The sequence below is a fragment of the Alkaliphilus crotonatoxidans genome (genome assembly GCF_054658015.1).
Map to the genome: position 1 here is coordinate 140,772 of NZ_BAAHXS010000003.1, position 24,913 is coordinate 165,684.

Consider the following 24,913-nt stretch of genomic DNA (forward strand, 5'->3'; position numbering starts at 1 on the left):
TTTAGTGATATAATATGTCAGATTAACTTTATCTATAAAATAGACAGGGGTAGTAGTGTGTTAATTAACAAAAAATCTTTGAGTGATCAAATTTATGATGTTTTAAAAATGGAAATATTGAAAAGGGAAATCCCCTTTGGCTCAAAGCTTGTCAATAGGGCCTTACAAGAAAGATTTGGAGTTAGTTCATCTCCTATTCGTGATGCAATTAATCGGCTAAATCAGGATGGGTTAATAACGGCTATTAACAAATCCGGCGCAACTGTGATTGACTTTGATTACAATTCTTTTCTTGAAATCAATGAAGTGCTTTTATACATTGTAAATTTAGGGGTTAAATTATCCTTTGAGAAGTCAGACCTAGAAAAGGTATGTAAGGACCTAGAAAAATACTTATTGCTTCAAGAGAAATATATCGGTACTGACGAATTCTATGATTATGACTATAGGTTCCATAAGACCTTTATCACCTACTCAAAAAATTCGAGGTTAGAAAAGATCTTTAAGGAGTATAATGTCCTTCATGAAATGCTGGTAAGGAACTTTTACGAGACAGGTACTTCTCAAATTCAAGAGGATAGTATTATGATGCATAAGAAAATATTAAATGCATATCGAAGCAAAGACTATCAATTAGCCATGAACCTAACTGAAAAACACTATAAGGATGCCGAGGAAATTTTTAAAAAAGTATTAAAACAAAGAGAAGAATTAGAAGAGGATTACTCTTAAAAAGGCTCCTTTCTGACGTAGAATGATGTATATTCTTACCAGAAAGGAGCTTTTAACTTTGCTTAAGCACAAATTATTCGATACGATTCTTTTTTTTACTACACGTTTTCATGTTGATCCTCTTGTATATTACCTTCCTTTTTCGATTTTTTAAAGCCCAAACGAATAGCATGTGTCGGGCATGCTGCCGAGCAATCACCACAACGTATACATTCTGCAGAATTTGGATTTTTCACAGGGTCTACATCCATCCTACAAACCTTGCTGCATTTCCCACATTCAATACATTGGTTCTTATTTACAGTTAGATGATAAATACTGATTTTATTCATTAGTCCATAAATAGCACCCAATGGACATAATGTTTTACAAAAGAACCGGTAGATGGACAAACTGCCTAAAATGGTCAAAATTAATATAGATATTTTTAAAGTAAAGAGGGAGCCAATTGTTTGCCGTAATTCCGGATGAGTACTTAAAAGTGGTATTCCTCCTTCTAATGTCCCTGCCGGACAAATGTATTGACAAAATGCAGGTTTTCCCATACCCATATAGTTCGTAGCCACCACGGGAAGAAGTATCACAAAAACTACCAATATAAAATATTTTATGTAGAGAAAGCCTTTCCATAGCCTAAGCTTAGGAAAACGTATTTTATGCAATAGTTCCTGAAATAATCCAAAGGGGCAGGCAAACCCGCAGATCACACGGCCCAATAAAACACCAATAGCCAGCAGAAACCCAACAATGTAAAAGCTGAATTGAAATTCTGATGAACCACCAACAGCCTGTAATGCACCTATCGGGCAGGCTAGCGAGGCAGCCGGGCAGGAATAGCAGTTCAATCCAGGATTACAAAACCGTTTCCAAGGGCCCTTATATAGCTCTCCACCTTTAAAATTCAGCATGTGTGAATTGGTGAATCCAAAAGCAGCAAGCTGAATTAATTTTCTCTTAATTGAATAGTTTATCTTCATATGTGTCTCACCCCAGTCCAATACATTCCAAGCATATATTAATGGCTTTATTAAGAACGACAGCCACTTCACCTCGTCCAATACCATAAGCTAAACATAACACGGCAAGAATACAGGTAAAAACCTGTACTTTGTCCTTGATCCTGTTAATCATTTTGAATATTCCTCCAAACGCTTTTCATATTCCTCAATATCTGCACCGACAATCGGCTCTCCAATAATATAACCATCCTTATCAACAAAGAAGGTAGTGGGAACCCCTATAATATTTTTCAGCAAATCTTCCAGATCCTCATTTGCTATAATCTGTACAAAATCAGCATTAGCCCTTGTCACAATATTCTGGGCTAGCTTATGATTTTTATCACCATCCCGTTCAATATCTGTAATGAGCCCTACCATTTGAACATTCTCTGGCATAGAGCGGGCTATTTCACCCAATTCTGGCATTTCTTCGATACAGGGGGTACAGAAGGTTCCCCAAATATTGACCATGGTCAAATCCTTTTGTTGAAATATTTTTTCTGTTACAGGATTCCCATTTAAATCCCTTGTAGAAAAGGATGGGACTTGGGTCGGAAGTACTGTTTCATTTGATTCTAATTTAAGGGGAATGAATTTAATTTCTTCCTTTACTGTCGCCATATACTTCCTGCATTCTTCATATAAGCTTTTTTCTTCTTCACTCATTCCCTCAAGATCATTCGTCGGGATAGAAACAAGATAAATATAACCATCATTCTCTCCCAATTCCTCTGTATTATCGTATCCAGATAATTCATCCAGCGATTTCCCGGAAGCAATAGCGTTTTGATATTCTTCTTTCGTAAACAGTACAATATTCATAAGACATTTAGAATGGGTATATAATTGTTCATAAAATTCATCAACCATTTCCTGAGTTCGCTCTTCAGCTGGGGTATCGATCATATCATCAAAGAGTTTGTCAGTGATGGGAGTATAATAAAAGTATAACGTTTGAATTGGTTGGCCGTTCAGATTTTCATTGTATGGATCCAACGTAACCCCTTTATCAAATGCTTCTTGAGGAATGGAAAAACGAAGCCCCCGCTCTGGAACATCTTGAACAACCATATTGGCATAGGAGCCATCCTTATTAGATGTAGCATCAGGTGCTTTTCCACAAGCAGATAGTATTGATAATGAGAGACTGACAATTAGTATTAATACCATTGTCTTTTTTGAAATCTTAGAATAATACATTTTTTTCTTAAACATATCTTAAACTCTCCTTTTCATTTAATTGATATAATATTAACATAGAAAAACCACTCACAATGTGATGTGTCTTCAATCATATAACTATTCTCTTAAAGAAAACTTAAGTACCGGATTTCAGGACAAAAATCCTTTATTCATGACAAGTGCATAGTAAACAATCTTTCTTTTGATATAATTTGTACCAGAGAGAGGAAAGTGAAATGTTAAAAATTATTATTTGCGATGATGATTTGTTTACTTTAAATATTTTTTCGAATATCTTAAAAGAAACCATATACCATTGCAGAATATCTGCGGTGATTCTGTGTATAGCCTCTAGTGGAAAAGAACTCCTGGGCTTTTTGAATAATAATCCGGGAGATTATTTATACTTTATGGATTTGGATATGGGGAATGGGGAACTGAATGGACTTGATATCAGCCGGATCATTCGTAAAAAGCATCCGGCTTCTAAAATTGTCTTTGTTACGAGCCACATAGAAAAAAGTATGGATATTTTGAAAAGTGGGATTGAACCATTTGGGTTTATTAAAAAAGATATCAATCAGAGTAGGATGATACGGGAATATGAAAAATATTTAAAAATGGCATCTGAGCTTTTATTGGTATCAAGCGGAGTTTCTGAGAGAAGTATAGAGATACCCATCGGAATTGATGAAATAATCAAGCTTCCGATTAGCCGAATTACATATGTTGAAACGTTAAAAACCGTTGCCCATAATATTTGTTATCATACATTAGATCGCTCGAAAATAACGGTACGGGATACCATCAAGCATGCACTGGAAATATTGGGAGACGATTTTATACAAAGCCATCGTTCTGTAATTGTCAATAAGTATTATATTATTGGTGTTGAAAATACACAGTTGAAGCTTTCTAATGGGGAAATGGTTGCCTGCTCTTATGGAAAGCTAAAGGATTTTGTTAGGAAGGAAATTAAAGGATAGAAGGGGTCAGGAATCATGTTATACCCAATGGGAGATCTAAAATGCTTATTTATTACCGGTATGAAAGAGATTATGCTGTTTTATTTACATTTTGGCTTTGTGATTTTAGCAGCAATCATATCACAAAGATTAGATGGTAAAAAAAGGTTCGTGTGGGTAATCAGTTTTGCAGTATTGAGAATTAATTGGGTAGGATCAACTAATATTAAATCTGAATCGATGATTTCTATTATGTTCTCACTACTTTTGACCGTCGAGTTATATTTGATGAAGATACTTCCGTTTGACAGGTATGACTATGTGCTGCTTTTTGCCGCCTTCCTATTTCCGAGGCATTTATTTAATTCAAGCCATACCTTTTTTGGATATAGTCTATTGTTTTTAATTATTTTCTCGGTTCTTTTTGGATTTGGGAAGATACGAATGAAGCATTTAAAAGGTAAAATGTTTTGTTATTATGCTGCTTTTATATATCTATCGTTGACTTCCTTTATTTTTCAAATTGCTGGGGATTATACCTACGAAATTTTCCGGCAACAGCTAAATTCGGCACCCGCCGGATTAATTGTTATGGAAGGGAGTATCTTATTGATTTTGTGGGGGACAACCTATTTCCTGCAGAAAAAGCTGGAAATCCCGCTAAACCATCTAAATTCAATTGGAACAAGATATCCAAAGACAGAAAAATATATTATCTATCTGTCGTGCTTTACTGCTGTTGTTTTTACATTTTTGCATGTTCCTTTTGCACTGACAAGGACATCCAGCCGTGTCCTTCAAATCATACTGTCTGTCTTTTCCATTGCAATTCTTCTTATTCAAATTATGTTCATTATCTTATTATTTAAAGTAACCCAATACAAAGAAACTTTAATGCTGATGAAATGGGAAAGTAAAAACACAGCGACCTACTATGCTTCCTTAGACAAAAATTTAGAGGCTATGGCTAATATCCGTCATGATATTAAAAATGTTTTTCTAACAATGGGAAATTATGTGGAGAAAAGCGATAATCAAGGGATGAAGAATTTTTTCTGGAAGAAAATTTATCCTTTTGCAGTAGTGGAGCTTGAAAAAAACTATTTATTCTCTCAGTTATGTCAGATTCCATCAGAGCCTCTGAGGGCTTTCTTGTATTTAAAATTATCTCATGCCTATAACATTAAAGAAAACATTAGCCTGGAAATTAAACTTAACGAAAATGATTTTAATTTAGGGATAGACATAATAGATTTAACACGAATCTTAGGAATTTTACTTGATAATGCCATTGAGGAATGTATAAATACTCATAACGGGTATATTGAAATGATTATCCGGAGCAATGAAACCATGACATCCTATATTATAAAAAATACAATTACAAATGAAAAGATGAGGGAAGGAATTCAAAAAAATAGATCTACAAAGGAAGGACACAGTGGAATAGGGTTGAAGATTGTCGATATGATTATCAACGAGTATCCGTCGGTAGCCTTAAATTCATGTGTAAATGATGATGTATTTATTCAAAGCTTAAATATTACTCATCAAAATAATTCAAGCAAGGTAGAAAGCTGTTGCTGTTGATTTTGTTAAGCATCTTATTTTTCGAGCTTGTACTATTTTAGAAGCCTTTATTGATGTATTGAGGTGCTTTCGGGAAGAAATATTAAAAAGGCGTAAATTAGCAGGGTTTTAACCATGGATAAATGTTTGGCAAACCTTAAAATAGAAACCGCTAGGCCGAATACTCATTAAAGAGCTAGCCTGGCCTTTAAATTACTAACAGGGATGAGCAATATTCTTCGGCGATATGCAGTATTCATACAGAACAGCTCTTAAAAAACCATTAAGATTAGACCTGGTTGATGTGGCAGATTTGATATAAAGTCATTCCCAACAATAATAAACCGTGGTCAGCTGGAGGCACGGAAGGCTCTGTCTAAGGGAAGGACATATATGTTTGACAGTAATGTGCTCTACTTAAATCAAAGTCAAATATATAAGGATATTGTTTGAAAAATTATAGAATCTTAAATAAAATGGCAGATATTTGCCATTTTTTATTTATTTAACAAAACTTGAACCTCATCTAAATTCTTAAAAAATACAAATTGAAGAAATATAAATTTATTTTAATAAAATGGGTGCTTTTTTCATGGTTTCTTGCACTTGTTGGACACGATATTATTGGAAATTAATTCATAATATTACTACTTTAATAAAGTATTTCACTGGCGGAATAAAATATAGAAATAATAGAAATAAACGATTATCGTTTTATGCATAGTTTGTAAATTTTTCATAAAAATGGTATGATAAATTTATAACATATAAAATAGCAGTATTTTTTTATCTAAGTACTCAAAACAAATAATGAGTTCAAAGTAAGGATTCAATATTTTGATATATATATTGGCATCATGCTAGAATTAAAAAAAATTATTTACGGATATTACTGGTCATATGAAAAGGGGATTTTGTGGTGCATTCTAAATATGATACAGAGTTTTTTATAAAGAACATATTAATTTATGACGATAGTCTCTTTAAATTTTTGTATTCAATAACAGGTAATAATGAATTATCAAAGGATTTAAAGCAAAATACACTGGAAAAAGCGTGGGAAAAATTGCATCAGCTTAAGGACTCGGGTAAAGCTAAGAGCTGGGTTTTTTCTATTGCGTATAAGGAAGCCCTTCAATATTACAGGAGATATAATCAAAGCAGAATTTATGAATATGATTCTCTAAATACAATTGATGATTTTTGTGATAAAAAAGATGATGCATTGGTTATATTAATTAAAGAGTATGAGAGGAAAATTCTAAAAAAAGCTTTAGAAAAATTAGACATAAAATACCAGATGTTATTAATAATGCGTTATGATGAGAATCTTTCTATTAAAGAAATCGCTGAGATATTAAATATAAACTATAGTACAGCAAGAGTATATATGGCTAGAGCAATTAAGATGCTAAAAAGGATTTACGATAAACTCGAAAAGAGTAAAATTGATGACCTGGAAGATGGAAAATGAAATACTTATGTGCTACATCTCATATAATCACTTAAATTATGTCTTGACATTGGAGGGCATTATATTTAACGATTTTTAAGTATCTTCTGTAATTAATTGCCTCAAACCTTTTGAAAACAAGTACTTATAAAAAAGTTCCTTTCTGACATTAGAATTAATATCTCTAATTCTTGTCAAAAAAGAACTCCTTTTTTACATTAATAAAATTTATTTACATTACATAGAATTTTTAGAATATCTACTTGTACTTAGTTTCACACTTTTATTTTAACATAATTAGACTGAATAGTTTAGCTATCTAGTCCAACAACTATAATTTGGAGCACCACTAGCATATGGACCATAATAAAGCACATGTCGATATAAACCATACTCTCCCCATTTCGAAGTTATTTCAACAGTATATACACTAGAACCAGTCTTATAAATAATCCCTGAATGGTTATTATATGGATCAAACAATTTTTGATTGACAGCAGTTGGGTAAAATCCAACATTTGAATAACTTCCATCCTTCATATAAGCACTAGGATCATTCATCCAATATGGATTTGAGCTAGAAGTGCTATACCAAGCATAAGAATGGCAATTGTATCTATTGGAAGCACTTCGAATTTTTGATGCTGAAGGATATCTAGAAGCCACGTATTTGTCCATTTCTTTTATTTCATTAATAGTAAATTCTGGATTGCTAAAAACATAAACAGAAGTACCATTAGGTGTCTTAACAGTAGCCCTGGTAGCATATGGAGTATCCATAGCATCAATTGGACTTACATTTATGACTTTCGATATGGCAGAAGAAGCTTGTTTAATATCATTTATTTGAGTTTTGTCGAATTTATCGTAAAAATAAGTGGACGAGAGCATCGCATTCATGGCACGATACTTTATTATGTCAGAATCGATATTGTTAACGTGTTTTGCTGATGTCACTTTATTTGATGTTGAAAGATAATGCTTGTATAACACATCAGCAGCATCACTTCTACCAATCAATTCACTTAACCCAGAAAATCTTTCACTGACTCTTTGAATACCTAAGTCATAGCTATTAAATGCATTAATATCTCCAATATATGGATAGTCCAAAACTGTTAACAAGAGAGCTTCTGTATTCATTTCTTTTACAATATATTCAGGAATATCCAACAATTTATATAGTTCTGCTGGTTCATATTTACTCCACTCTTCAGAATCAGGTGTAATAGAGTATTTATAAATATTATCTTGTTTATCAAAAGCATTACCAGAAAAAACATTTGTAGGAATAAAAAGCATTAAAAGCACTATTAAAATCGAAGTCAACCTTTTAAATCTCATCAGTCATCTTCCTTTCCATTAATTATTTTGGCATAGATTCTTACAATTGTAGGAATCTACTTAGTTTGGCTTTTTACATTGAGATATAAAATAGATTATGATGCATGAAAAAATCTCTTTAAAATGGATATACTTGAATTTATATAATCACCCTCTTTTTTTATCAAAATATTCAATGAAGTTAAGTAAAGTAAAGATGAGTGTTGTGATATACGAGATGTCTTTAACTTTCTTATCATTTATTAGATGCAACAGTTGATAAAATGCTACACTTCTTTAAAAATTTTACAATTTTCAAATCAAGAATAAAACGATTTTCAAAGAAAATACAGGAGATAAACACTAATCAGGGGGGGGAGCCCTGGGGGCGGCAATTTTAGCTTCCGTCAGTATCAGGAGTCTTTGCAAGCTTTATAACAGTAGTTACCATTGGGAAATCTCTTAAATTGAAAAATAGTGTATAATAGAATATAAATATTGTAATTTAATGTACTGAAATACACTAATGAAATATTGAATTAAGCATAGGAGTCGAGACGATGTTAAAGGATGTGAAGCAAAACCATATCTCAAATAGCCTTGATAACCTACATAATGAGATATTACAATGTAGGTTATGTCAAGATATATTCGGGTTTGAACCACGACCTATTGTATTGGGGAATCATCGTGCTAAAATCATGCAAATCGGCCAGGCGCCATCAAAAAGTGTACATGAAACAGGGAAGCCCTTTAATGATGCCAGCGGAAAAAGGCTTCGCAGGGAATGGTATCAAATTTCAGATGAAGATTTTTATAATCCTGACTACTTTTACATTACTTCAGTGGCCCATTGTTATCCTGGAAAGGCACCAGGCGGAGGGGACCGCCGTCCCCCTAAAATCTGTTCCAAACAGTGGCTTCTAAAGGAGATGGAGCTTGTTGAAAATGAGATTTATATATTAATTGGTGGTTTTGCAGCGGAAATTTTCTTTCCGGGGGAGAAAATTGCATCACTGGCCTTTGTAGACAAAGAAATAAACGGAAAACCTGCCTATATACTGCCCCACCCATCACCGTTAAACATGAAATGGTTTAAAGATTATCCCCAATTCACAGAGGAAAGGGTTCTTCAAATACGGAAGGAAATCCATAGGGTATTAGGCATTAAAGAATGGGGACCTAAATGAAAATAGAACCGTACCGCTTATCAAGAGCATGAAGGGAGAAAGCAAATGAATAACACACTGATTGTCTATTATTCTCTTTTTCAAAATACAAAAAATTTAGCACTGGAAATAGCCAAACAGACTGGTGGTACACTGAGAGAATTAATTCCTGATAAAAATTATTCCTTTGATTATAATACAGCCGCTAAAGAAGTGAGGAATGAAATCGCACGAGGATTTTGTCCTACGCTGAAATCTGGAAATGAGTCGATAAATGGCTATCAAGCAATATTTATTGGTACACCTAACTGGTTTAAAACCTTAGCTCCGCCAGTGATGAGTTTCCTTAAACAGCATGATTTTACAGACAAAATAGTCATTCCCTTCTGTACCCATGGAGGCGGCGGGTTTGGTCAAATTGAGAATGATATAGCGAATACCTGTGTAAAGTCAATTATGCTGCCTGGTCTGGCTGTAGCTGGTGCAGTTGTACCAGAAGAGGTCACGAAATGGCTTGAAACAATTAAATACAAATAGACTCTATTGATTCCCCTGAACTTCGGTTTAGGGGATATTTTTTTATTTAGGGTCTATTGTGTTTAGGCATATACTGACAAAATAAAGGGCATATATAACGGAGAAGCCCTTGAAATGGATTGACAAAGGGTTTATATAAAAGTACAATTAGTATAAATAGTATAAAAAGTATTACTTAGGAGGAAGGGTATTATGGATAAAAAAACCTCAGAAGATAAATATATGGGTTCTGTAAAGGTGGGGCCTAAGGGGCAGATTGTGATTCCAAAGGAGGTTCGAGATATGTTTAATATTTCTTCAGGAGACACTTTGATTTTGCTGGCAGATGCCCAAAGAGGCATCGCCATTGAGCGGTATGATATATTTTCAAAAATTGCAGATGCAATTTTTGCGGGTAAGGCAAGGGAAATTTATCCGGAAAAATCGGAGGAGGATTCAATGGCCTTTGCAAGGGCAATCAAAAAGGCCAGTAGGGCAAAGGAGGGAGAGGATGAGTAAAATCGTATTTTTTAATATCCCGGCTTATGGCCATACAAACCCTACCCTGGCGGTGGTGGAGGAATTAGTTAAACGTGGCCATGAGGTTTGGTATTATTCCTTTTCAATGTTTCAGGATAAAATTCAGAGGGCAGGAGCAAAATTCATTTCCTGTGATGATTATTTACCAGCGTTTACGCCAGAAACAGAAAAGAAGGTGGGCAAGGATTTTGCGGCTCTGATTGAGATGGGAGCAGATACAACGGTAAATCTGGATAAAAAGGTATGTGCAGAGCTTAAGGAATTTAAACCAGACTGTATTGTATCAGATTCCATATGTATTTGGGGAAAATTACTGGCAATGAAATTAGATATACCCTATATCAGCTCTACAACAACCTTTGCAATGAATCAACATACCGTCAAGCTGATGAAACAGGGTCTAAAGGAAATAGTTCGATTGCTTATGGGTATTCCAAGAATTAATAGGAAGATTAAGCTGCTTCAGAAAAAAGGCTTTAAGGTAAAAAGCCTTACCAGTATGATTGAAAATGATAATGAAACGAATACAATTGTGTATACGTCTAAAGAATTTCAGCCTATGGCAGAAACCTTCTCAGATAAATATGCCTTTGTAGGGCCTTCTTTCCGGGTACCAGAAATAGAGCCAGGTGAAGATAAAAAACCACTGTTCTACATTTCATTGGGAACCGTATTAAATCAAAATAGACACTTTTATCAAAACTGTATCCAGGCATTGGCAGATGTTGATTGCCGGGTGATTATGTCTGTTGGAGAAAAGACAGATATTTCAAGCTTTGGTAAGTTGCCTGAAGGCTTTGAGGTTTACCCCAGGGTTGAACAATTGAAGGTCTTACAACAAACCGATGTATTTATAACCCATTGCGGGATGAATAGCATAAGCGAAAGCCTATATTTCGGGGTACCATCCGTTTTATTTCCGCAGCATAGTGAACAAGCCATGGTGGCAAACCGAGTAGCAGAACTGAATGCTGGAAAAAGATTAAAATCCAACACTGCAGGCAGTATCAGGGAAACTGTTTTACAAGTATTAAATAATCCATCCTATAAAAGAAATGCAGAAGTGATTTCCCAAAGCCTGCGAAGGGCTGGAGGAGCCAGTGCAGCTGCAAATAAGATAGAAAAGGTATGCAGCCAATAAAGCAAATGTAAAAACTCAAGCATATTGACAAAAGGATTACCCTCCAGTACAAGCTTGATAAAATACAGGAATCCCCACATAGAATTGAGCTGATGTTTTTAATCAGCTCAATTTGTAGTTAGACCTAAATCACATTTTGACATAGCCTGCAGGAAAACCATATCTGTAAACGTTCTTCTTCATTTAGCTCAGAGACATGGAAAACGATGTGGCGAAGTCCTCTATTGATTTCCCCGGACTTAGTTTAGGGGATATTTTTGCGAAAAATAGCTTGACAAATTACTTTTACAGTTGTAGTATAAATGTATATTACATATGTAAAATACACAATCCATGGAGATGATATGATGGAAAAAAGACATGAAATCAGTGAATCTGAGCTTGAGATTATGAAGGTATTATGGAAAAAGGGCCAGCCAATGTCCGTGCAAGATATTTGTGATGAAATGGTTGATAAGGAATGGAAGTATTCCACTGTAGCGACGCTGCTTGGTCGTATGATGAAAAAAGAAGCCGTCGAGGGAAGAAAAAGGGGATATGTGTATTACTATCAGCCCCTACTAGATGAAAAGGAGTACAAAATATCTCAGGCAAAAAAGTTTGTCAGCAAACTCTATGACGGCTCTGTCAAAAAGCTTGTTGTTTCCTTGGTTGAGAACGAGGAGCTTCCGGATGAAGACATTGCAGAGCTAAAGAGATTATTTGATTTAAAATAGGGGTGATTGTATGCTATTAAAAACAATATTATTCCAGTCTGCCCTCGGCACCCTTTTAACCCTTGTTCTGATGTTGCTAAAGCCCATCACCAGGATATTCGGCAGCCGCTGGCAGTATTACAGTTGGTTATTGCTGCTGCTGGTTATGATATTACCCCCTCTGCCGGGCTTGGTTCTCCAGAAAGCAGCCTTACCGGTACCTGTTTCGGCGCAGGTAGAATCGGTAAATGAAGTTAAGACAACCGATTTAATAGCTAACCCATTCCTTGATACAGAAACAAGGGTAATGGAGCAAATACCATTTGAATACCGGCGGCTGGAGGTTATGGAGGGGTTACAGATAAGTCAATACAATCTGCTTATCTTTATCTGGCTTGCTGGAGCGGCAGTATTTTTCATCAGAAGCCTCTTACGCTATTTGGCCTTCATGGTAACGGTGCGAAAGCACTCAGAGCCCATAAACTGTCCGATTCTTGACAGCGTGAAGGTAGAAAAGAAGATAAAAAGCAATATCAGGGTTTATGCTTCTAAGTGCGTCAATACCCCCTTCATTGCAGGCTTTTTTCAGCCTATTCTTTTGCTGCCTGACAAAAATATTGCAGATAGCAGTCTGCGGTATGTTCTTTTACATGAGCTAACCCATTATAAAAGGTACGACCTGTGTTATAAATGGTTTGCTCTGGTTGTCAATGGAATACATTGGTTTAACCCCCTTATTTATCTAGCAGTACAGCAAATGAATGAGGAATGTGAAAACTCCTGTGATTATGAGGTGGTCAAGGACATGGATAGAGAGGAACGAAAAGGTTATATGAATACGATATTATGCATGATGGAACAAAATAAGGCGTTGCCCCCAGCATTGACCTCGGCCATGGCTGGAGGCATAGGAAAAATGAAAAGGAGATTTAATATGATTAGTAAAGCGAAACGGCAAAGCAGGCTTATGTCAGTGATATCCTTTATCACCGCGGTAATGATTTTTTGTACAACACTTTTGGCGGGAAATGTGATTGCTGCTGATTCACAGGATGGACTTGAAAAGTGGATAAAAAACGAGGTGTATGTTCAGGACGGAATTCAATTTTCTATAAATGTGTCAGATAAAAGTGTGCCTGCCTGGGTTTATGAAGATATAGCTGGTCTTGACGGCAATATTCAAGTGACTGTAAAACGGGTGCAGACTAGAAATATAAAGGGTGAGGTTGAGGAACATGCAATCCTTGAGCTGATGGGCGCCAAAGGAACCACTAGCTTATCTAATATAATAGCAACAAGCTTTGGTGCAATTGAGAATTATGGTACTCCTAAACTGAAGCAGCTAATAACAAATGAAGGGTATGTCAGTGGTTATCAGTTTTGCGAGTTCAATAACGAAGGCTTCAGGGGGTATCGAGAATCACCGATTGCAGCATTGGTCACCGAAAACTCTGGAAAGCATAAATACGTTGATTTGAAGTTTGTGTTCGATAAAAATGAGAGGCTTTCTGATGTATTTATTCAGTTTTTGGTATCAGACGAGGCCGACAATGTATCTGATTCTGACCAACAGAAATACATGCTTATAAAAGCAGATTCCGATACCATTCAATTTCAAGGCAATTTTGAAAAAGATTATGTGAGCTGGGCCAAGGAACTTACACTCCCAATGTATTTTACATTCTTTGAAAAAAACTTAGAAAATAAAAAAATGGCAGGAATTAATCTTGCTGTTGCTTCAGCCAATACCAAAGGGATAACATTACATGGGTCAATTTCACATCCACAGGTCAGTTCTTATGCTGTATATGTCTACAATCAGAAGGGCCGAAGAATTTCCAGCCAGGAAGGGATTACAAGCATATCAGGGGAAATTACACTGGAACCGGCCCGAATTTATAATCTTATAACCGGCGTCTATAAGGATGTGCCGGAAAATCAAATCGTTAAGGGAGGGACATACCGGGTAGACATGGTGTTTTTTGACAAAGAGTATACAGTAATTCACCGGCAGCAGGAGTATATAAAAATACCATAAATAATTGCCTACTCAGAAATAAAAATGCTGTGATGGTTAATATTTAAGTTAAAAAGGATGTCCTCGAATAGGTATAACCAATTTCAGGGCATCCGACCTTTGCATCCCTTCACATGGTTTTGATTCCATATGAATTTACAGGGGGGATGGATGAATGTAATGCCATTGCAAATACCTGCTATATTGGCGACTGGTCTTGGTTACACAAGTTCTATCTAAAGGGCACGGATGTATTCAAATGCTTGGAGGCCGGCACGATTAACAGCTATAAAAACTTCCCCGTAGGAAAGGGTAAGCATATTATCTCCGTCAACGAAGGGGCCAGGCCGAAGCTCCCTCTACTATTTTAGGTCATAAATGGGAATGGCTTATCTGCTTAAATTAAAAAAACCTCTAAAGTTAAATGCAATTTTTTAACTTAGAGGTTTTTTTTATTGATTGGTCGCTTAAAATCAGTTATTAATTTTTGTTTTTTATGAATTCAGCGGCTTCTGTACCTGCTACTCTGCCAAAAACCACAGCACCGCTGTATGCACCACTTGTAGCTGTAACTTCCCCTGCCGCATATAATCCTTCTACCACTTCCTTGTTAGTATTTAAAACCTGGGCTTTTTCATTGGCTAAAACGCCGCCCTTTGTCATATGAATGGCGGATTCCACCTGTACCCCATAATAGGGACCATTTTCTCCAAACTTTTCAGTAAAAGGCTTTTCTCTAAAGGGATCTTTAATTTCGCCCTCGACAGCTTGATTATATGTGGCTACCGTTTTAACTAGGTTTTCGCCGTTAATTCCAAGTTTTTCAGCCAATTCCTCCAAAGTATCAGCTTTTTGATGGTAGCCTAAATTATTATGCTTCTTTAGTCTGTAAAAGGATTCATAAAGTCTTTGGTCATAGATGTAGAAAACTTTTCCGTTGGGCTGCTCTAATATTGTATGTGCTAACGCAAGTCCGCCCGATGTTTCGTCAACAAACCGCTCACCGTTTTCATTTACGAAAATAAATCCGTCTCCAGCTCCAGTAAGCTCCCTATTGCTTTTATTAATCATCTTAAATACAGAAAGCGTATCCATATTTTCTAATTGAAAATTATATTTTTCAAACAATGGAATAAAGTCCCCCGTAGCCCCCATTTGGTTTGAGGTTTCTACTATTTCAGCTCCGGGCGCATACTTTGCTAATAGTTCTTTATTTGCTGAGAATCCACCCGTTGCCAGGATCACAGCATCTGCTAAAATATCGTAATAATCATTCTTATGCTGAACCTTAACACCAACAACCTTATCGCCGTCAAAAATTAAATCTAGTCCCTTTGTGCCGGTTCTAACGTCAATATTAAGCTCTTTAATCCTTTTTTCCATACCATCTTGAATATGCTCTCCTGCATAAGCATCGCTCTCGGCCATATGATTCGTGTCGCCATAGTTATAATTTAAATTAACACCAAAGCTTCTTAACCATTCGTCTAGCTCACTGGCACCATGAGCCCATACTTCTACCCGTTCCTTGGAATCATCAACCGATTCTTTTCTTTGAATAAAATCTTCTACTGTAATATTAATTCCATTTTCCTTTTGGGCTTTGGAATTAATCAGGTCAAAAAAGTTCATGTCGAACTTACCATTCCCGCTTAAAATATCTAATTTTTCAATCAGTATAATATCATCTATTCCCGCTTCCTTCGCACTTATTGCCGCCGCAAGTCCTGCCGGTCCACCACCAACAATCAGTAATTCAGTTTCGACAGCCTCTAAATCTCTACGTTCACTTTCGGGTCCTTGGGTGTCAAAGGTAATTTTTCCAAAGTCTTTCCCATATCCCTTGGCGGCCTCGGCAACAGCAGTCTTAATACCAAAGGAAGTGTACGAAGCTCCGCTTACACTGTCTACTATGGGACTTTGCGCTTCGAGAATTCTTTCCTTTATCACTGGGAATGCCCTTGTCATTACTGGACTGGTTTCTGCGTCTGATATGATTTTTATATCAACCATCTTATCGCCTTCGGTAATTAGCTCGAGCTTAATTTCACCGCCATACCCCGTCCCTTTGCCTTCATATGTATTGCTTACGTTGGGTTCTGTATTGGTGTCATCGTTACTAACCGTGTTTGATGCACACCCAACTGTGAAAGCTAAAGAAAACGCAAGTAACCATGTAATAATCTTTTTCATAGTTTGCCCTCCTGTTTTGTTAATTTTGTATCAACCCTATCGTATCATGATTACTATAGAAATTCAATATCACTTTTCATAATTTTCCAGTAGACTTCCAAATCTTTGTAAATATCCCCTTGTATTGGCTAAAAATAGTACGATAGTACTCCTTTTTTCACAGCTTATAAATATGCTGTCTGAAAGGGCTAGTACTTCAGATGGTTATAATTGGTATTTCGACTCCGAATTCAGGTGGATTTTCTAAAAGGAGCTGTGATATAATAATTAGAATATACAAACTTTAGTAAACAGCTTTGCTTATTATTTTAATAACAAAGGAGTGGCCTGAAAATGGTAGGGGTAGAAATTGATATGGTTGTAACGGACAGCTTAAAAGCACTGGAACTATATGAAAAAGTGTTTGATATTGAGCGAATTGAGGTTACTGATTTCCCGAAGGGTGAAAATGAAGTAATTTTTACTCTGTACGGGGTTCGTTTTCACATGTTGGACGAAAACCCAAAATTCTATTTGAAAGCACCAACTCAGCAGGAACCCAAGTCGATTTGGTTTAACATTCTTGTGCCTAACATCAAGGAAACCTTCACAAAGGCCATCAATGCAGGCTGTCTAGAGGTACAGGCAGTAACCGAAATGCCTGATTACGGCGTATCAAATGCTATCTTTACAGATCCCTTTGGTTATCAGTGGATGCTACACCAAATACACAAGGAAGTGAGCTTTGAAGAACGCCAACAGCTTTGGGAAGAAAAAAGGGGTTGTAAATAATTATTGTTGACGAGCTTTAAACAAATATTATATTAGCAAAAAAGGAATCTCCCAAACCGATAGTTTGGGAGATATTTTAATTTTAGACTGAGATAAAATATTCATAATTGATTATTGACTATTGACTATTGACTAGTCTATGTTTGGTTTCCAGTAAAAGGCTAGTAGTCCGGCCCGAATTAAGCCGGGCTGCCGCTGCTATTGTCCAAGGGTAATAACGACCAATTCCGGTCGGTTGTTGATACGGACAGGGAAAATACTGTTACCTAAGCCCCGGCTGACAACCATTTTTGATGGGCCAATTTCATAAATGCCCTCGTCATATTTGGGAAAGAGCCCCTGGTTCGGCGCCACTAGCCCTCCAACAAAGGGTAAGCGAACCTGTCCGCCATGAGCATGGCCGCTTAAGATCAAATCGATACTGTGGGCTGCATACACGTTAAACAGCTCCGGTCTATGGGATAATAGGATTGTATATTGGTTTTCATCCATTAGGTCTTTTAACTTTGCATCGGTCAATGTTATACTGTTTTCAATCTTATCGTTTTTTTTCATAAAAGAAGGATCATCCAAGCCCAGCAGTCGGATAAAATCCTCGCCGCGTTCAATTGTTACGCCTTTATCCCTTAATAAAACAACGCCCGCTTCTGCCATTTTTTCTTCCAGCTTTAGATATTCGTCAATTCGTGCTTCGTGATTACCCGTAACATAATATACCGGAGCGATCTTGACGGCACCATTGACAAAATCCATAGCTTTTAGAAGATCTGTGCGGCGGGAATCAATTAAATCGCCGGTAATGGCGATTAGATCCGGAGATGCATTCTTAACTGCATCAAGTAATTTCTCTTGATTAACTCCAAATTCCGTATTATGCAGGTCAGATACGTGAACAATCCGAAACCCATTGAAGGAAACCGGAAGGCTTTTACTACTGATATGGATTTGTGTTGTTAGTATGGAGGTATTGCCCCAATAAACCCAGATAGAAAAGGGTACAAGGAAAATCAATAGAACTGTCACTAGTTCCCTTCGTTTATTACTTTTTATGTTTTTCATGAATCTGCCTCACTACATCTCGTTTTCTTTATCCTTACAATAACTCAGCTTTATCACCAGTTTATCATATAACAAAACAAAACACCATTACCCTGCGGAATAGAAAAATACTTTACAGAGCCATAAATATATTTTATAATTACAATATCATATCCAATATTGGATAATAAAAAAGAAGGAGATCAAATGGTTCAGTTACTAATACTTTACTATCTTAGCCTTAAATCAACCCACGGTTATGAAATTCAGAAATTTATACAGCTTAATCACATGGAGGAATGGAACAGTATACAGTCTGGTTCAATCTATTATGCCATGGGTAAACTTGAAAAAGACGGATTAATCAAACTTGTCGATAAAGTAGGTGATAATGAAAAAGCAAGAAAAATTTATGAGATAACCGATGAGGGGCGCAGTAATTTGGCTCAAATGGCATTGCATGAGTTAAAAAAGCCATTAGGGGATACCTCGTCGGAGAAATTTTTACTTTATCCCATTATGGCGAATCTTACAAGGCAAGAGGTGCTTACAGCAATTGAAGAACATATTGTCTGCCTGAAAAAACAGCTTTGTGATATCAATGATTGGTATCAAAAGAAGCATAAAACGGCTGAAAATGTAGAAAAAGCTACCTTCAAGCTGATGAAAAGTACTGTAGAGAACCAAATAGAATGGCATAAAGCCTTAGCAGAGCATCTTGATGAAACAATTTCATTGTCTAAGAAGGTTTCGAATCTGATAAAAAAGGTGGACTTTTCAATTTTAAATGAATAGTAAACTTAATTAAATTAGTTTTTATAGTTATTCCATATTGTTCAACGGTATGGAATAAAAATTTAAGATAGTATCCAATGTTGGATACATTGAAGGGAGACGATAAAATGAAAATTGTAGCTTTAATGGGAAGCCCAAGAAGAAAAGATAGCTTTAACATTTGTAAAGAGATTGAGGGGCAAATTAATCAGGGTAATAACACAGTTGAGTTTCATTACATCTTTCTTAATGATTATCATATCGAAGACTGCAAGGGGTGCTGTACTTGCTTCCAAAAAAGTGAAAATGATTGTCCTTGTAAAGCCGATGACTTAAAGCGTATAAAGGATCAGCTTATTTCGGCCGATGCCTTGATTATTGCAAGTCCAGTGTATGCTTATCAGGTTACGGGACAGCTCAAAAGATTCATCGACAGAATGTCTTATATGTTTCATCGGCAGGAACTGGTCGGTAAGCCTGCACTAATTGTTGTAACCACAGATGGTGGCGGAAGCAAGCAGGTTTATAAATATCTTAAAATGACCCTATCCGGATGGGGCCTGGGGATTGTTGGTAACCTACAAATTATCTCCCCTTTGTATTTTGAAAATCGCAAGTCTAAAGGAGCCTTTAAATACAGCCAAAGTTATTTTACGAAGAACCATAAAAAGCTTAGACTGGTATCGGAAAAGCTATGGAAAAGTGCAGAAACCGCTGAAAAAAGAGTACCATCATTTTACGATATTTTCATGTTTAATTGTCTAAGAAGCAAGACCTATACCTCTGAAGCCGACTATATTTATTGGGAGCAAATGGGTTGGCTTGATCAAGAATACTTCTACGATGTGAGGCTTAATCCTTTTAAGAAGATTTTCGGAAGTATAATGAAGGGATTGATTCATATGATGGGAAAAAGATTTTCTAGGGAACGATCCGCTTTATAGATAAAGATAGGCAGGCGAATGCCATCCTTCTGGCCATAAAAAATGATGTTGAATGGCACTCGTAATGGATATGTAGGAGTGCCTTTAAATGAAGTATTTCCGTGGCTGGGAATGAGATAAGCCCGGTAACCCGGGCTGTGTTTTATTGCTGCTGAAAAAATGGAAGCTGAGTCTTATAGCCGCTAAAAATATCAGATATATCACTTATTTGGGGCTTTGTTGCAAGATCAGCCTGGTATTCCCCCAGGTTGAACAGCTCATTAAAGAGGGTCGTATGGGCATTCTGTATTTTATTATGATTACTTATTAGAAGCGCCCTTAAATCATCATTGATGATTTCATTTATAGCGATCTGATAGTTTACAAGGTTGTGCTTTTCGTAAAACAGAATATCATTCAGCTTATCCCTGACATTTAAGTTTACATCCTTTACTTTAGGGAGTTCCTGAGAAACAGTTTTACCAATTTTTTGTACCCCCATTTTAGAGGTAACTGTTGACTGAGAGTCCATCATTGTACCTGGCCTCCTTGACTGCTAATTATTTGATCCACATAGTTTAAAAGTTCCAGATAGTTTTGCTGATGCATGCTTGCTGTATCAGAAAAAACCTTTTTATGGCCGGGGTTAGTCTCCTGATTGGCATATTGAAAGCATTTTTTGGAAGTAAGTAACTCCCAGGACAATATATCCTTAATGTAGTTCACTTCCTTTGTAGAGAGATTTTGCATATAAAGCCTCCTTATTTTAGTTTTAAGTTAGTATTTACTAAAAATAATCTATCATTCATTTAATCTTGATATGATAGAATAAGATAGCAATATTATTAATGAGAAAAAGAAAAAACACTAGGGTGTGTCTGAATACTCCGAAGGGTGCAGATTTTACTGAATTTTTGTTCCAAGCAAGGCGCTTTTTTGAAGGCATACCAGGAGTACGTCAAGGAAAAGCAACGCTGCGTGGGACAAAAAAGCGGTGAAAGATGCCCTTGAGTGGGTTTTCAGACACGCCCTAATACCGCATTAGTGTTATTTTATTAAAAATATTGATAGATTTTACTCCTTTCCTACGAAATATTAAGTGAAAGGGTAATTACCCATTAATCTCTACATGTAGAAGGCAGTTAGAAGGTAGGTGAGTAACATATTGAAAATAACAGAGGAAAATTTCATTGATCAAATGAAGAGAGGGAATGAAAGGGCTTTAGAATATGTCGTTGATCATTATGCTTGGATCCTCAAGACTGTTTTAAGGAAACATCTTTCCCATCTGATGAACTTTTATGAAGAATGTATGAACGATTGTATTCTTGCTATTTGGGAGAATATTCACTATTACGATCCTAAAAAATCCAGCTTTAAGAATTGGATAGGTGGAATAGCAAAATATAAGTCGATTGATTATGTAAGAAAATATTTAAAGGATTTAGATAATGAGAATATAGAAGATTTAAAAATACCTGTGGAAGATCATTCTCTTATGGAAATTTTAAAAGAAGAAACAAACAGAGAACTAAAGAAAATGATACAGAGTTTATCAGAGGAGGATGCTATAATTTTTCAAAAACTATATTTTGAGTATAGCAATATAGAAGAAATATCTGAATATACAGGACTCAGTAAGCCTATTCTTTACAATAGACTTTCTAGGGCTAAAAAGAAACTGCGTAAAATGGTTAATATTGAGGGAGGCTACGGAAATGAATAATTCTAAAAACATTTATGAGCTTTTAAATCAAATAGAATTTAATATAAATGATTACGAAAAAGAGCAATTGACGGATATAGAAAAGCAAAAAATTAAGGAGCGCTTTAGAAAAAGCAGAAATAAAAAATTTGATTATAAAAGAATCGCTGCAATTGGTGCTGCTGTAGTATTAAGTGTAGGCATATTTAGCCAAACAAGTTTGGGGAAAAATGTTTATGCTGCTACTAAATCAACGATTTCAGAAGTGACTTATTCGATGGGGAAGGCACTGAATATTGAAAGAAATATTGAACCCTATAGAAATGTAGTTAATCAAATAGTAGAGCATGATGGAGTAGAAATCAAATTAACCGATGTCATTATCGATAAAGACGAGCTGATTTTTTGTACAATTGTCAATACTAATAAGCCTGTAGATGGGTTTAGCTTTGATTATGATATATATATTAATGGGAAAAAACTAAAAAATTATGGTATGACAGGTAGTTATGGAAAAATTGATGATTCAGAAACAATGTTTCTTGACACCTATTATGTTGATGCGGTAGGGATTGACACTGAAGAAAATATCGATATGAAAATTGTTTTTAATGATTTAAATTATTTTACAACTAAATCTGATGATATAGTAGAAGGAAAAGTGAAAGGAAAATGGATATTTGAATTCACAGCAGATGGTAGTGAATTAATGGCAGATACTCATGTGTTGCCATTAGATTATTCCTTCGACCTAGATCAACAAAGCTACGTATTAGAAGAACTTAGATACAATCCAGTTAATCAAAAGATACTAGGAAAGGTAAAAGGAAAATCCGATGTCTTTTATCAAATTGAATTAAGAGGATATGATAATTTAGGAAATGAAGTTAACTTTTATTTAAGCAGCAAATCAAATGAAGATTTAGTGTTTAAATATCAGAATTTATACAAAGATTTTCCCGATGAAATTACATCGATTACTTTAACGCCATATGCAGCTAAACTACCTGAAGAAAGCGGGCGAATGAGCAATGATTATAAACAGGTGGGAGAGACATTTACAGTATTTTTAAAAGAATAATAGATAAACAGCAGGGCAGGCCATCGCAGCGATAAAAAATATGATCAGTCGTGATGTAAGCCTTTACGATACCCCTTTAAAAACACCACGATTACCCAAAGTGGGTCATAAAGAGAATTAAATCCTACATTTTACAGGTCTTGATTGTAAAATGTAGGATTTTTTTAAACTAAAAAATTAATTGATAAGTATCCATTTGATTAGAGGATATATTATTATTGTAGTATACGGAAACTGTTGGACCTAATTATCAGAATCAAATCAAGGAGTGAAAGTCATGTACAGATACCCCGTCCCCCATAAAGCAATTTTTGTATGGTAAAATATTGTCTAAAAGGCTGAATAGACGGCTCCAGAAAATCCGCAAAAGGTAAGGCTTTAGCTAAGCTCCACCTCAATTTATTACAGAGAGTATGTTGTGATCAATCGAAATAGCTGTTATTCTTAATAATAGATATGATATAAGGCTGCTGAGTAACAGTTGTTGGCAGTAGAAAGGAAAGCATCATGAGAATCATTATATCACCTGCAAAAAAAATGAAAATAGATACAGACTCCTTAAGCTATGACCATCTTCCAAAGAAAATAAAGGAAACGGAAATTCTTTTGTCCTATTTAAAAAAGTTAAGCTATGAAGAAGCCAAAGCCATCTGGAAATGTAATGATAAGATTGCCCTATTAAATTATGAACGGATTCAGAAAATGGATTTGTATCGTAATTTAACACCTGCGATCCTTTCCTTTGAAGGAATTCAATACCAGTATATGGCTCCCGGGGTATTTAGCACCCAGGAATTTTCATACATCGAAGAACACTTGCGCATTTTGTCTGGCTTTTACGGAATACTCAGGCCCTTTGACGGGGTGGTTCCCTACAGGCTGGAAATGCAGGCAAAGCTTAAAGGAAGCGATTTTGATTCACTTTATCAATTTTGGAACAAAAAGCTTGCTGAGCTGCTTTTTTCTGAAAGCAACTGTATTGTAAATTTGGCTTCGAAAGAATACAGTAAATGTATTACAGATTATGTAGACAGCAGCATACGATTGATTACCTGTGTTTTTGGAGAAAGGTCAGGAGAAAGGATTATTGAAAAGGGAACCCAGGTGAAGATGGCCAGGGGAGAAATGGTACGGTTTATGGCAGAAAAACAAATTAAGATGGTAGAGGAAATTAAACAATTTGATAGATTAAATTATGTTTTTTCCGAGGCCCTATCGAATGAAAATAAATATGTATTTATTAAAGAGGGGAAGTAAAATCCTTTAATAGGAGGGGCTTAAGGGCCCTCTTTTTTTATATCATTAGAACCTTCTGCATGTAGATTTTAACTGGTACTCCTTAAATCCACCAAAGGAGATTTGTTTTTATGGAAAGTGTACTTGACATTTTGCTGAGGTAAAGCTATAATAAAAATGTAAAGTAAACTTTCCGTTTTGAAGGGATGGATGATAATGTGAAAAATCGATTAGAGGAAATTCGAAAGAAAAAAGGGATTAAACAGGAGGAGCTTGCTGCTGCTCTGGAAGTTTCGAGACAGACAATAGGCTCTTTGGAAAATGGTCGGTATAATCCTTCAATTATTTTAGCCTTTAAAATAGCACGATATTTTAACATGAAAATTGAAGAAATTTTTATTTATGAGGAGGAAGAAAAATGAAAAAGGATATGTTATATACTGGAGTTGGCTTTTTGGCTCTGGGAATAGTTTTCTTTGTCTTGTACACTGTAATGGAAGGCAAGGGAATTACCGCTAATTTTGCGGGCTTTGCAGGTGGCTTTTCTGGGCCTGGAATCATGATGATATATAAATATTTTCATTGGTCAAAGCCACAGAACAAAGCTGCTTATGAAAAACGGTTAGAGCAAGAAAGAATAAATTTAAAAGACGAAAGAAAGGTTATGATAAGAGCTAGATCAGGGCAAATTATGTATCAGGTTACATTATTATTGTTGGCAATACTCACCTTCACTTGTTCGTTAATGAATGTAGACAAATGGGTTTTATTGATGTTAGTGTTCCTTTTTGTATTTGAAATAGCAGGTGGATGGGTCGTATTTAAACAATTAGAGAATAAGCTATGAATATACTAAAAACCTTAAAAATGGTGAAAGTTTAAGGGCAAA

The 24,913-nt window shown here is 35.7% G+C and carries 27 protein-coding genes; 19 read left to right on the forward strand and 8 right to left on the reverse strand.

Annotated features, from left to right (window positions below):
• Positions 1–78: 78 nt before the first annotated feature.
• Positions 79–732 carry a GntR family transcriptional regulator gene (locus tag ACYQ1I_RS01640; RefSeq protein WP_459761823.1) on the forward strand — a complete coding sequence of 218 codons (654 nt, stop codon included), beginning with the start codon at positions 79–81 and terminating at the stop codon, positions 730–732.
• Positions 733–830: 98 nt separating this feature from the next.
• Here ACYQ1I_RS01640 and ACYQ1I_RS01645 read toward each other — a convergent pair whose 3' ends face one another.
• The 3 genes from ACYQ1I_RS01645 to ACYQ1I_RS01655 are packed head-to-tail and all read right to left on the reverse strand — an operon-like array spanning position 831 to position 2,948.
• The gene (locus ACYQ1I_RS01645) at positions 831–1,709 is read right to left on the reverse strand and encodes a 4Fe-4S binding protein (RefSeq protein WP_459761824.1); all 879 of its coding nucleotides are present in this window, start codon (positions 1,707–1,709) and stop codon (positions 831–833) included.
• 7 nt (positions 1,710–1,716) lie between these two features.
• On the reverse strand, positions 1,717–1,863 hold the full coding sequence (locus ACYQ1I_RS01650; RefSeq protein ID WP_459761825.1) for a CD1871A family CXXC motif-containing protein: 147 nt from the start codon (positions 1,861–1,863) through the stop codon (positions 1,717–1,719).
• Complete coding sequence (locus ACYQ1I_RS01655; RefSeq protein WP_459761826.1) at positions 1,860–2,948, reverse strand: TlpA family protein disulfide reductase; 1,089 nt, start codon at positions 2,946–2,948, stop codon at positions 1,860–1,862. Before ACYQ1I_RS01655 ends, ACYQ1I_RS01650 begins: the two co-directional genes overlap by 4 nt.
• A 203-nt stretch (positions 2,949–3,151) precedes the next feature.
• Between ACYQ1I_RS01655 and ACYQ1I_RS01660 the strand changes: the two genes are divergently transcribed.
• From ACYQ1I_RS01660 to ACYQ1I_RS01670, 3 genes are all read left to right on the forward strand, one after another.
• The gene (locus ACYQ1I_RS01660) at positions 3,152–3,901 is read left to right on the forward strand and encodes a LytR/AlgR family response regulator transcription factor (protein ID WP_459761827.1); all 750 of its coding nucleotides are present in this window, start codon (positions 3,152–3,154) and stop codon (positions 3,899–3,901) included.
• Positions 3,902–3,916: 15 nt separating this feature from the next.
• Positions 3,917–5,470: a GHKL domain-containing protein gene (locus tag ACYQ1I_RS01665; RefSeq protein ID WP_459761828.1), complete on the forward strand. Its 1,554-nt coding sequence runs from the start codon at positions 3,917–3,919 to the stop codon at positions 5,468–5,470.
• Between the two features lie 898 nt (positions 5,471–6,368).
• The gene (locus ACYQ1I_RS01670) at positions 6,369–6,923 is read left to right on the forward strand and encodes an RNA polymerase sigma factor (protein ID WP_459761829.1); all 555 of its coding nucleotides are present in this window, start codon (positions 6,369–6,371) and stop codon (positions 6,921–6,923) included.
• Positions 6,924–7,217: 294 nt separating this feature from the next.
• Here the strand turns inward: ACYQ1I_RS01670 and ACYQ1I_RS01675 are convergent, their stop codons facing one another.
• The gene (locus ACYQ1I_RS01675) at positions 7,218–8,246 is read right to left on the reverse strand and encodes a hypothetical protein (RefSeq protein WP_459761830.1); all 1,029 of its coding nucleotides are present in this window, start codon (positions 8,244–8,246) and stop codon (positions 7,218–7,220) included.
• A gap of 539 nt (positions 8,247–8,785) precedes the next feature.
• On the opposite strand from ACYQ1I_RS01675, the gene ACYQ1I_RS01680 reads away from it, so the two are divergent.
• The 7 genes from ACYQ1I_RS01680 to ACYQ1I_RS01710 all read left to right on the forward strand — a co-directional run bounded on the left by ACYQ1I_RS01680 (position 8,786) and on the right by ACYQ1I_RS01710 (position 14,674).
• Positions 8,786–9,415: a uracil-DNA glycosylase family protein gene (locus ACYQ1I_RS01680; RefSeq protein WP_459761831.1), complete on the forward strand. Its 630-nt coding sequence runs from the start codon at positions 8,786–8,788 to the stop codon at positions 9,413–9,415.
• Between the two features lie 45 nt (positions 9,416–9,460).
• Positions 9,461–9,931 carry a flavodoxin gene (locus ACYQ1I_RS01685; RefSeq protein WP_459761832.1) on the forward strand — a complete coding sequence of 157 codons (471 nt, stop codon included), beginning with the start codon at positions 9,461–9,463 and terminating at the stop codon, positions 9,929–9,931.
• 192 nt (positions 9,932–10,123) lie between these two features.
• On the forward strand, positions 10,124–10,429 hold the full coding sequence (locus ACYQ1I_RS01690; protein WP_459761833.1) for an AbrB/MazE/SpoVT family DNA-binding domain-containing protein: 306 nt from the start codon (positions 10,124–10,126) through the stop codon (positions 10,427–10,429).
• The gene (locus ACYQ1I_RS01695; protein ID WP_459761834.1) at positions 10,422–11,591 is read left to right on the forward strand and encodes a macrolide family glycosyltransferase; all 1,170 of its coding nucleotides are present in this window, start codon (positions 10,422–10,424) and stop codon (positions 11,589–11,591) included. The genes ACYQ1I_RS01690 and ACYQ1I_RS01695 overlap by 8 nt, the downstream gene beginning before the upstream one ends.
• Before the next feature lie 347 nt (positions 11,592–11,938).
• Positions 11,939–12,307: a BlaI/MecI/CopY family transcriptional regulator gene (locus ACYQ1I_RS01700; protein ID WP_459761835.1), complete on the forward strand. Its 369-nt coding sequence runs from the start codon at positions 11,939–11,941 to the stop codon at positions 12,305–12,307.
• 10 nt (positions 12,308–12,317) lie between these two features.
• A complete protein-coding gene (locus tag ACYQ1I_RS01705) occupies positions 12,318–14,324 on the forward strand; it encodes a M56 family metallopeptidase (RefSeq protein ID WP_459761836.1) in 2,007 nt (668 codons plus the stop codon).
• Between the two features lie 146 nt (positions 14,325–14,470).
• The gene (locus tag ACYQ1I_RS01710; protein ID WP_459761837.1) at positions 14,471–14,674 is read left to right on the forward strand and encodes a hypothetical protein; all 204 of its coding nucleotides are present in this window, start codon (positions 14,471–14,473) and stop codon (positions 14,672–14,674) included.
• A 109-nt stretch (positions 14,675–14,783) separates the two neighbouring features.
• Here ACYQ1I_RS01710 and ACYQ1I_RS01715 read toward each other — a convergent pair whose 3' ends face one another.
• Entirely contained in the window at positions 14,784–16,496 is a 1,713-nt protein-coding gene (locus tag ACYQ1I_RS01715) for an FAD-binding protein (RefSeq protein ID WP_459761838.1), read from the reverse strand.
• A 333-nt stretch (positions 16,497–16,829) separates the two neighbouring features.
• Between ACYQ1I_RS01715 and ACYQ1I_RS01720 the strand changes: the two genes are divergently transcribed.
• Positions 16,830–17,267: a VOC family protein gene (locus tag ACYQ1I_RS01720; RefSeq protein ID WP_459761839.1), complete on the forward strand. Its 438-nt coding sequence runs from the start codon at positions 16,830–16,832 to the stop codon at positions 17,265–17,267.
• 198 nt (positions 17,268–17,465) lie between these two features.
• Here ACYQ1I_RS01720 and ACYQ1I_RS01725 read toward each other — a convergent pair whose 3' ends face one another.
• Entirely contained in the window at positions 17,466–18,326 is an 861-nt protein-coding gene (locus ACYQ1I_RS01725; RefSeq protein ID WP_459761840.1) for a metallophosphoesterase, read from the reverse strand.
• A 186-nt stretch (positions 18,327–18,512) separates the two neighbouring features.
• Here ACYQ1I_RS01725 and ACYQ1I_RS01730 point away from each other — a divergent pair, with 186 nt between their 5' ends.
• Positions 18,513–19,100, forward strand: coding sequence for a PadR family transcriptional regulator (locus ACYQ1I_RS01730; RefSeq protein WP_459761841.1), 588 nt, complete (start codon positions 18,513–18,515; stop codon positions 19,098–19,100).
• Positions 19,101–19,207: 107 nt separating this feature from the next.
• Complete coding sequence (locus tag ACYQ1I_RS01735) at positions 19,208–20,023, forward strand: flavodoxin family protein (RefSeq protein WP_459761842.1); 816 nt, start codon at positions 19,208–19,210, stop codon at positions 20,021–20,023.
• A 142-nt stretch (positions 20,024–20,165) separates the two neighbouring features.
• Here ACYQ1I_RS01735 and ACYQ1I_RS01740 read toward each other — a convergent pair whose 3' ends face one another.
• On the reverse strand, positions 20,166–20,537 hold the full coding sequence (locus ACYQ1I_RS01740; RefSeq protein ID WP_459761843.1) for a spore coat protein: 372 nt from the start codon (positions 20,535–20,537) through the stop codon (positions 20,166–20,168).
• Entirely contained in the window at positions 20,534–20,752 is a 219-nt protein-coding gene (locus tag ACYQ1I_RS01745) for a hypothetical protein (protein ID WP_459761844.1), read from the reverse strand. The genes ACYQ1I_RS01740 and ACYQ1I_RS01745 overlap by 4 nt, the downstream gene beginning before the upstream one ends.
• Positions 20,753–21,167: 415 nt before the next feature.
• Between ACYQ1I_RS01745 and ACYQ1I_RS01750 the strand changes: the two genes are divergently transcribed.
• The 5 genes from ACYQ1I_RS01750 to ACYQ1I_RS01770 all read left to right on the forward strand — a co-directional run bounded on the left by ACYQ1I_RS01750 (position 21,168) and on the right by ACYQ1I_RS01770 (position 24,871).
• The gene (locus ACYQ1I_RS01750) at positions 21,168–21,728 is read left to right on the forward strand and encodes a sigma-70 family RNA polymerase sigma factor (protein WP_459761846.1); all 561 of its coding nucleotides are present in this window, start codon (positions 21,168–21,170) and stop codon (positions 21,726–21,728) included.
• On the forward strand, positions 21,721–22,788 hold the full coding sequence (locus tag ACYQ1I_RS01755; RefSeq protein WP_459761848.1) for a DUF4179 domain-containing protein: 1,068 nt from the start codon (positions 21,721–21,723) through the stop codon (positions 22,786–22,788). Before ACYQ1I_RS01750 ends, ACYQ1I_RS01755 begins: the two co-directional genes overlap by 8 nt.
• A gap of 507 nt (positions 22,789–23,295) precedes the next feature.
• Positions 23,296–24,045 (forward strand): peroxide stress protein YaaA, encoded by a 750-nt coding sequence (yaaA, locus tag ACYQ1I_RS01760; protein WP_459761850.1) that lies wholly within the window; start codon positions 23,296–23,298, stop codon positions 24,043–24,045.
• A 197-nt stretch (positions 24,046–24,242) separates the two neighbouring features.
• Positions 24,243–24,446, forward strand: a complete 204-nt coding sequence (locus ACYQ1I_RS01765) for a helix-turn-helix transcriptional regulator (RefSeq protein ID WP_459761852.1) — start codon at positions 24,243–24,245, stop codon at positions 24,444–24,446.
• Positions 24,443–24,871, forward strand: a complete 429-nt coding sequence (locus ACYQ1I_RS01770; RefSeq protein WP_459761854.1) for a hypothetical protein — start codon at positions 24,443–24,445, stop codon at positions 24,869–24,871. Before ACYQ1I_RS01765 ends, ACYQ1I_RS01770 begins: the two co-directional genes overlap by 4 nt.
• Positions 24,872–24,913 lie beyond the last annotated feature (42 nt).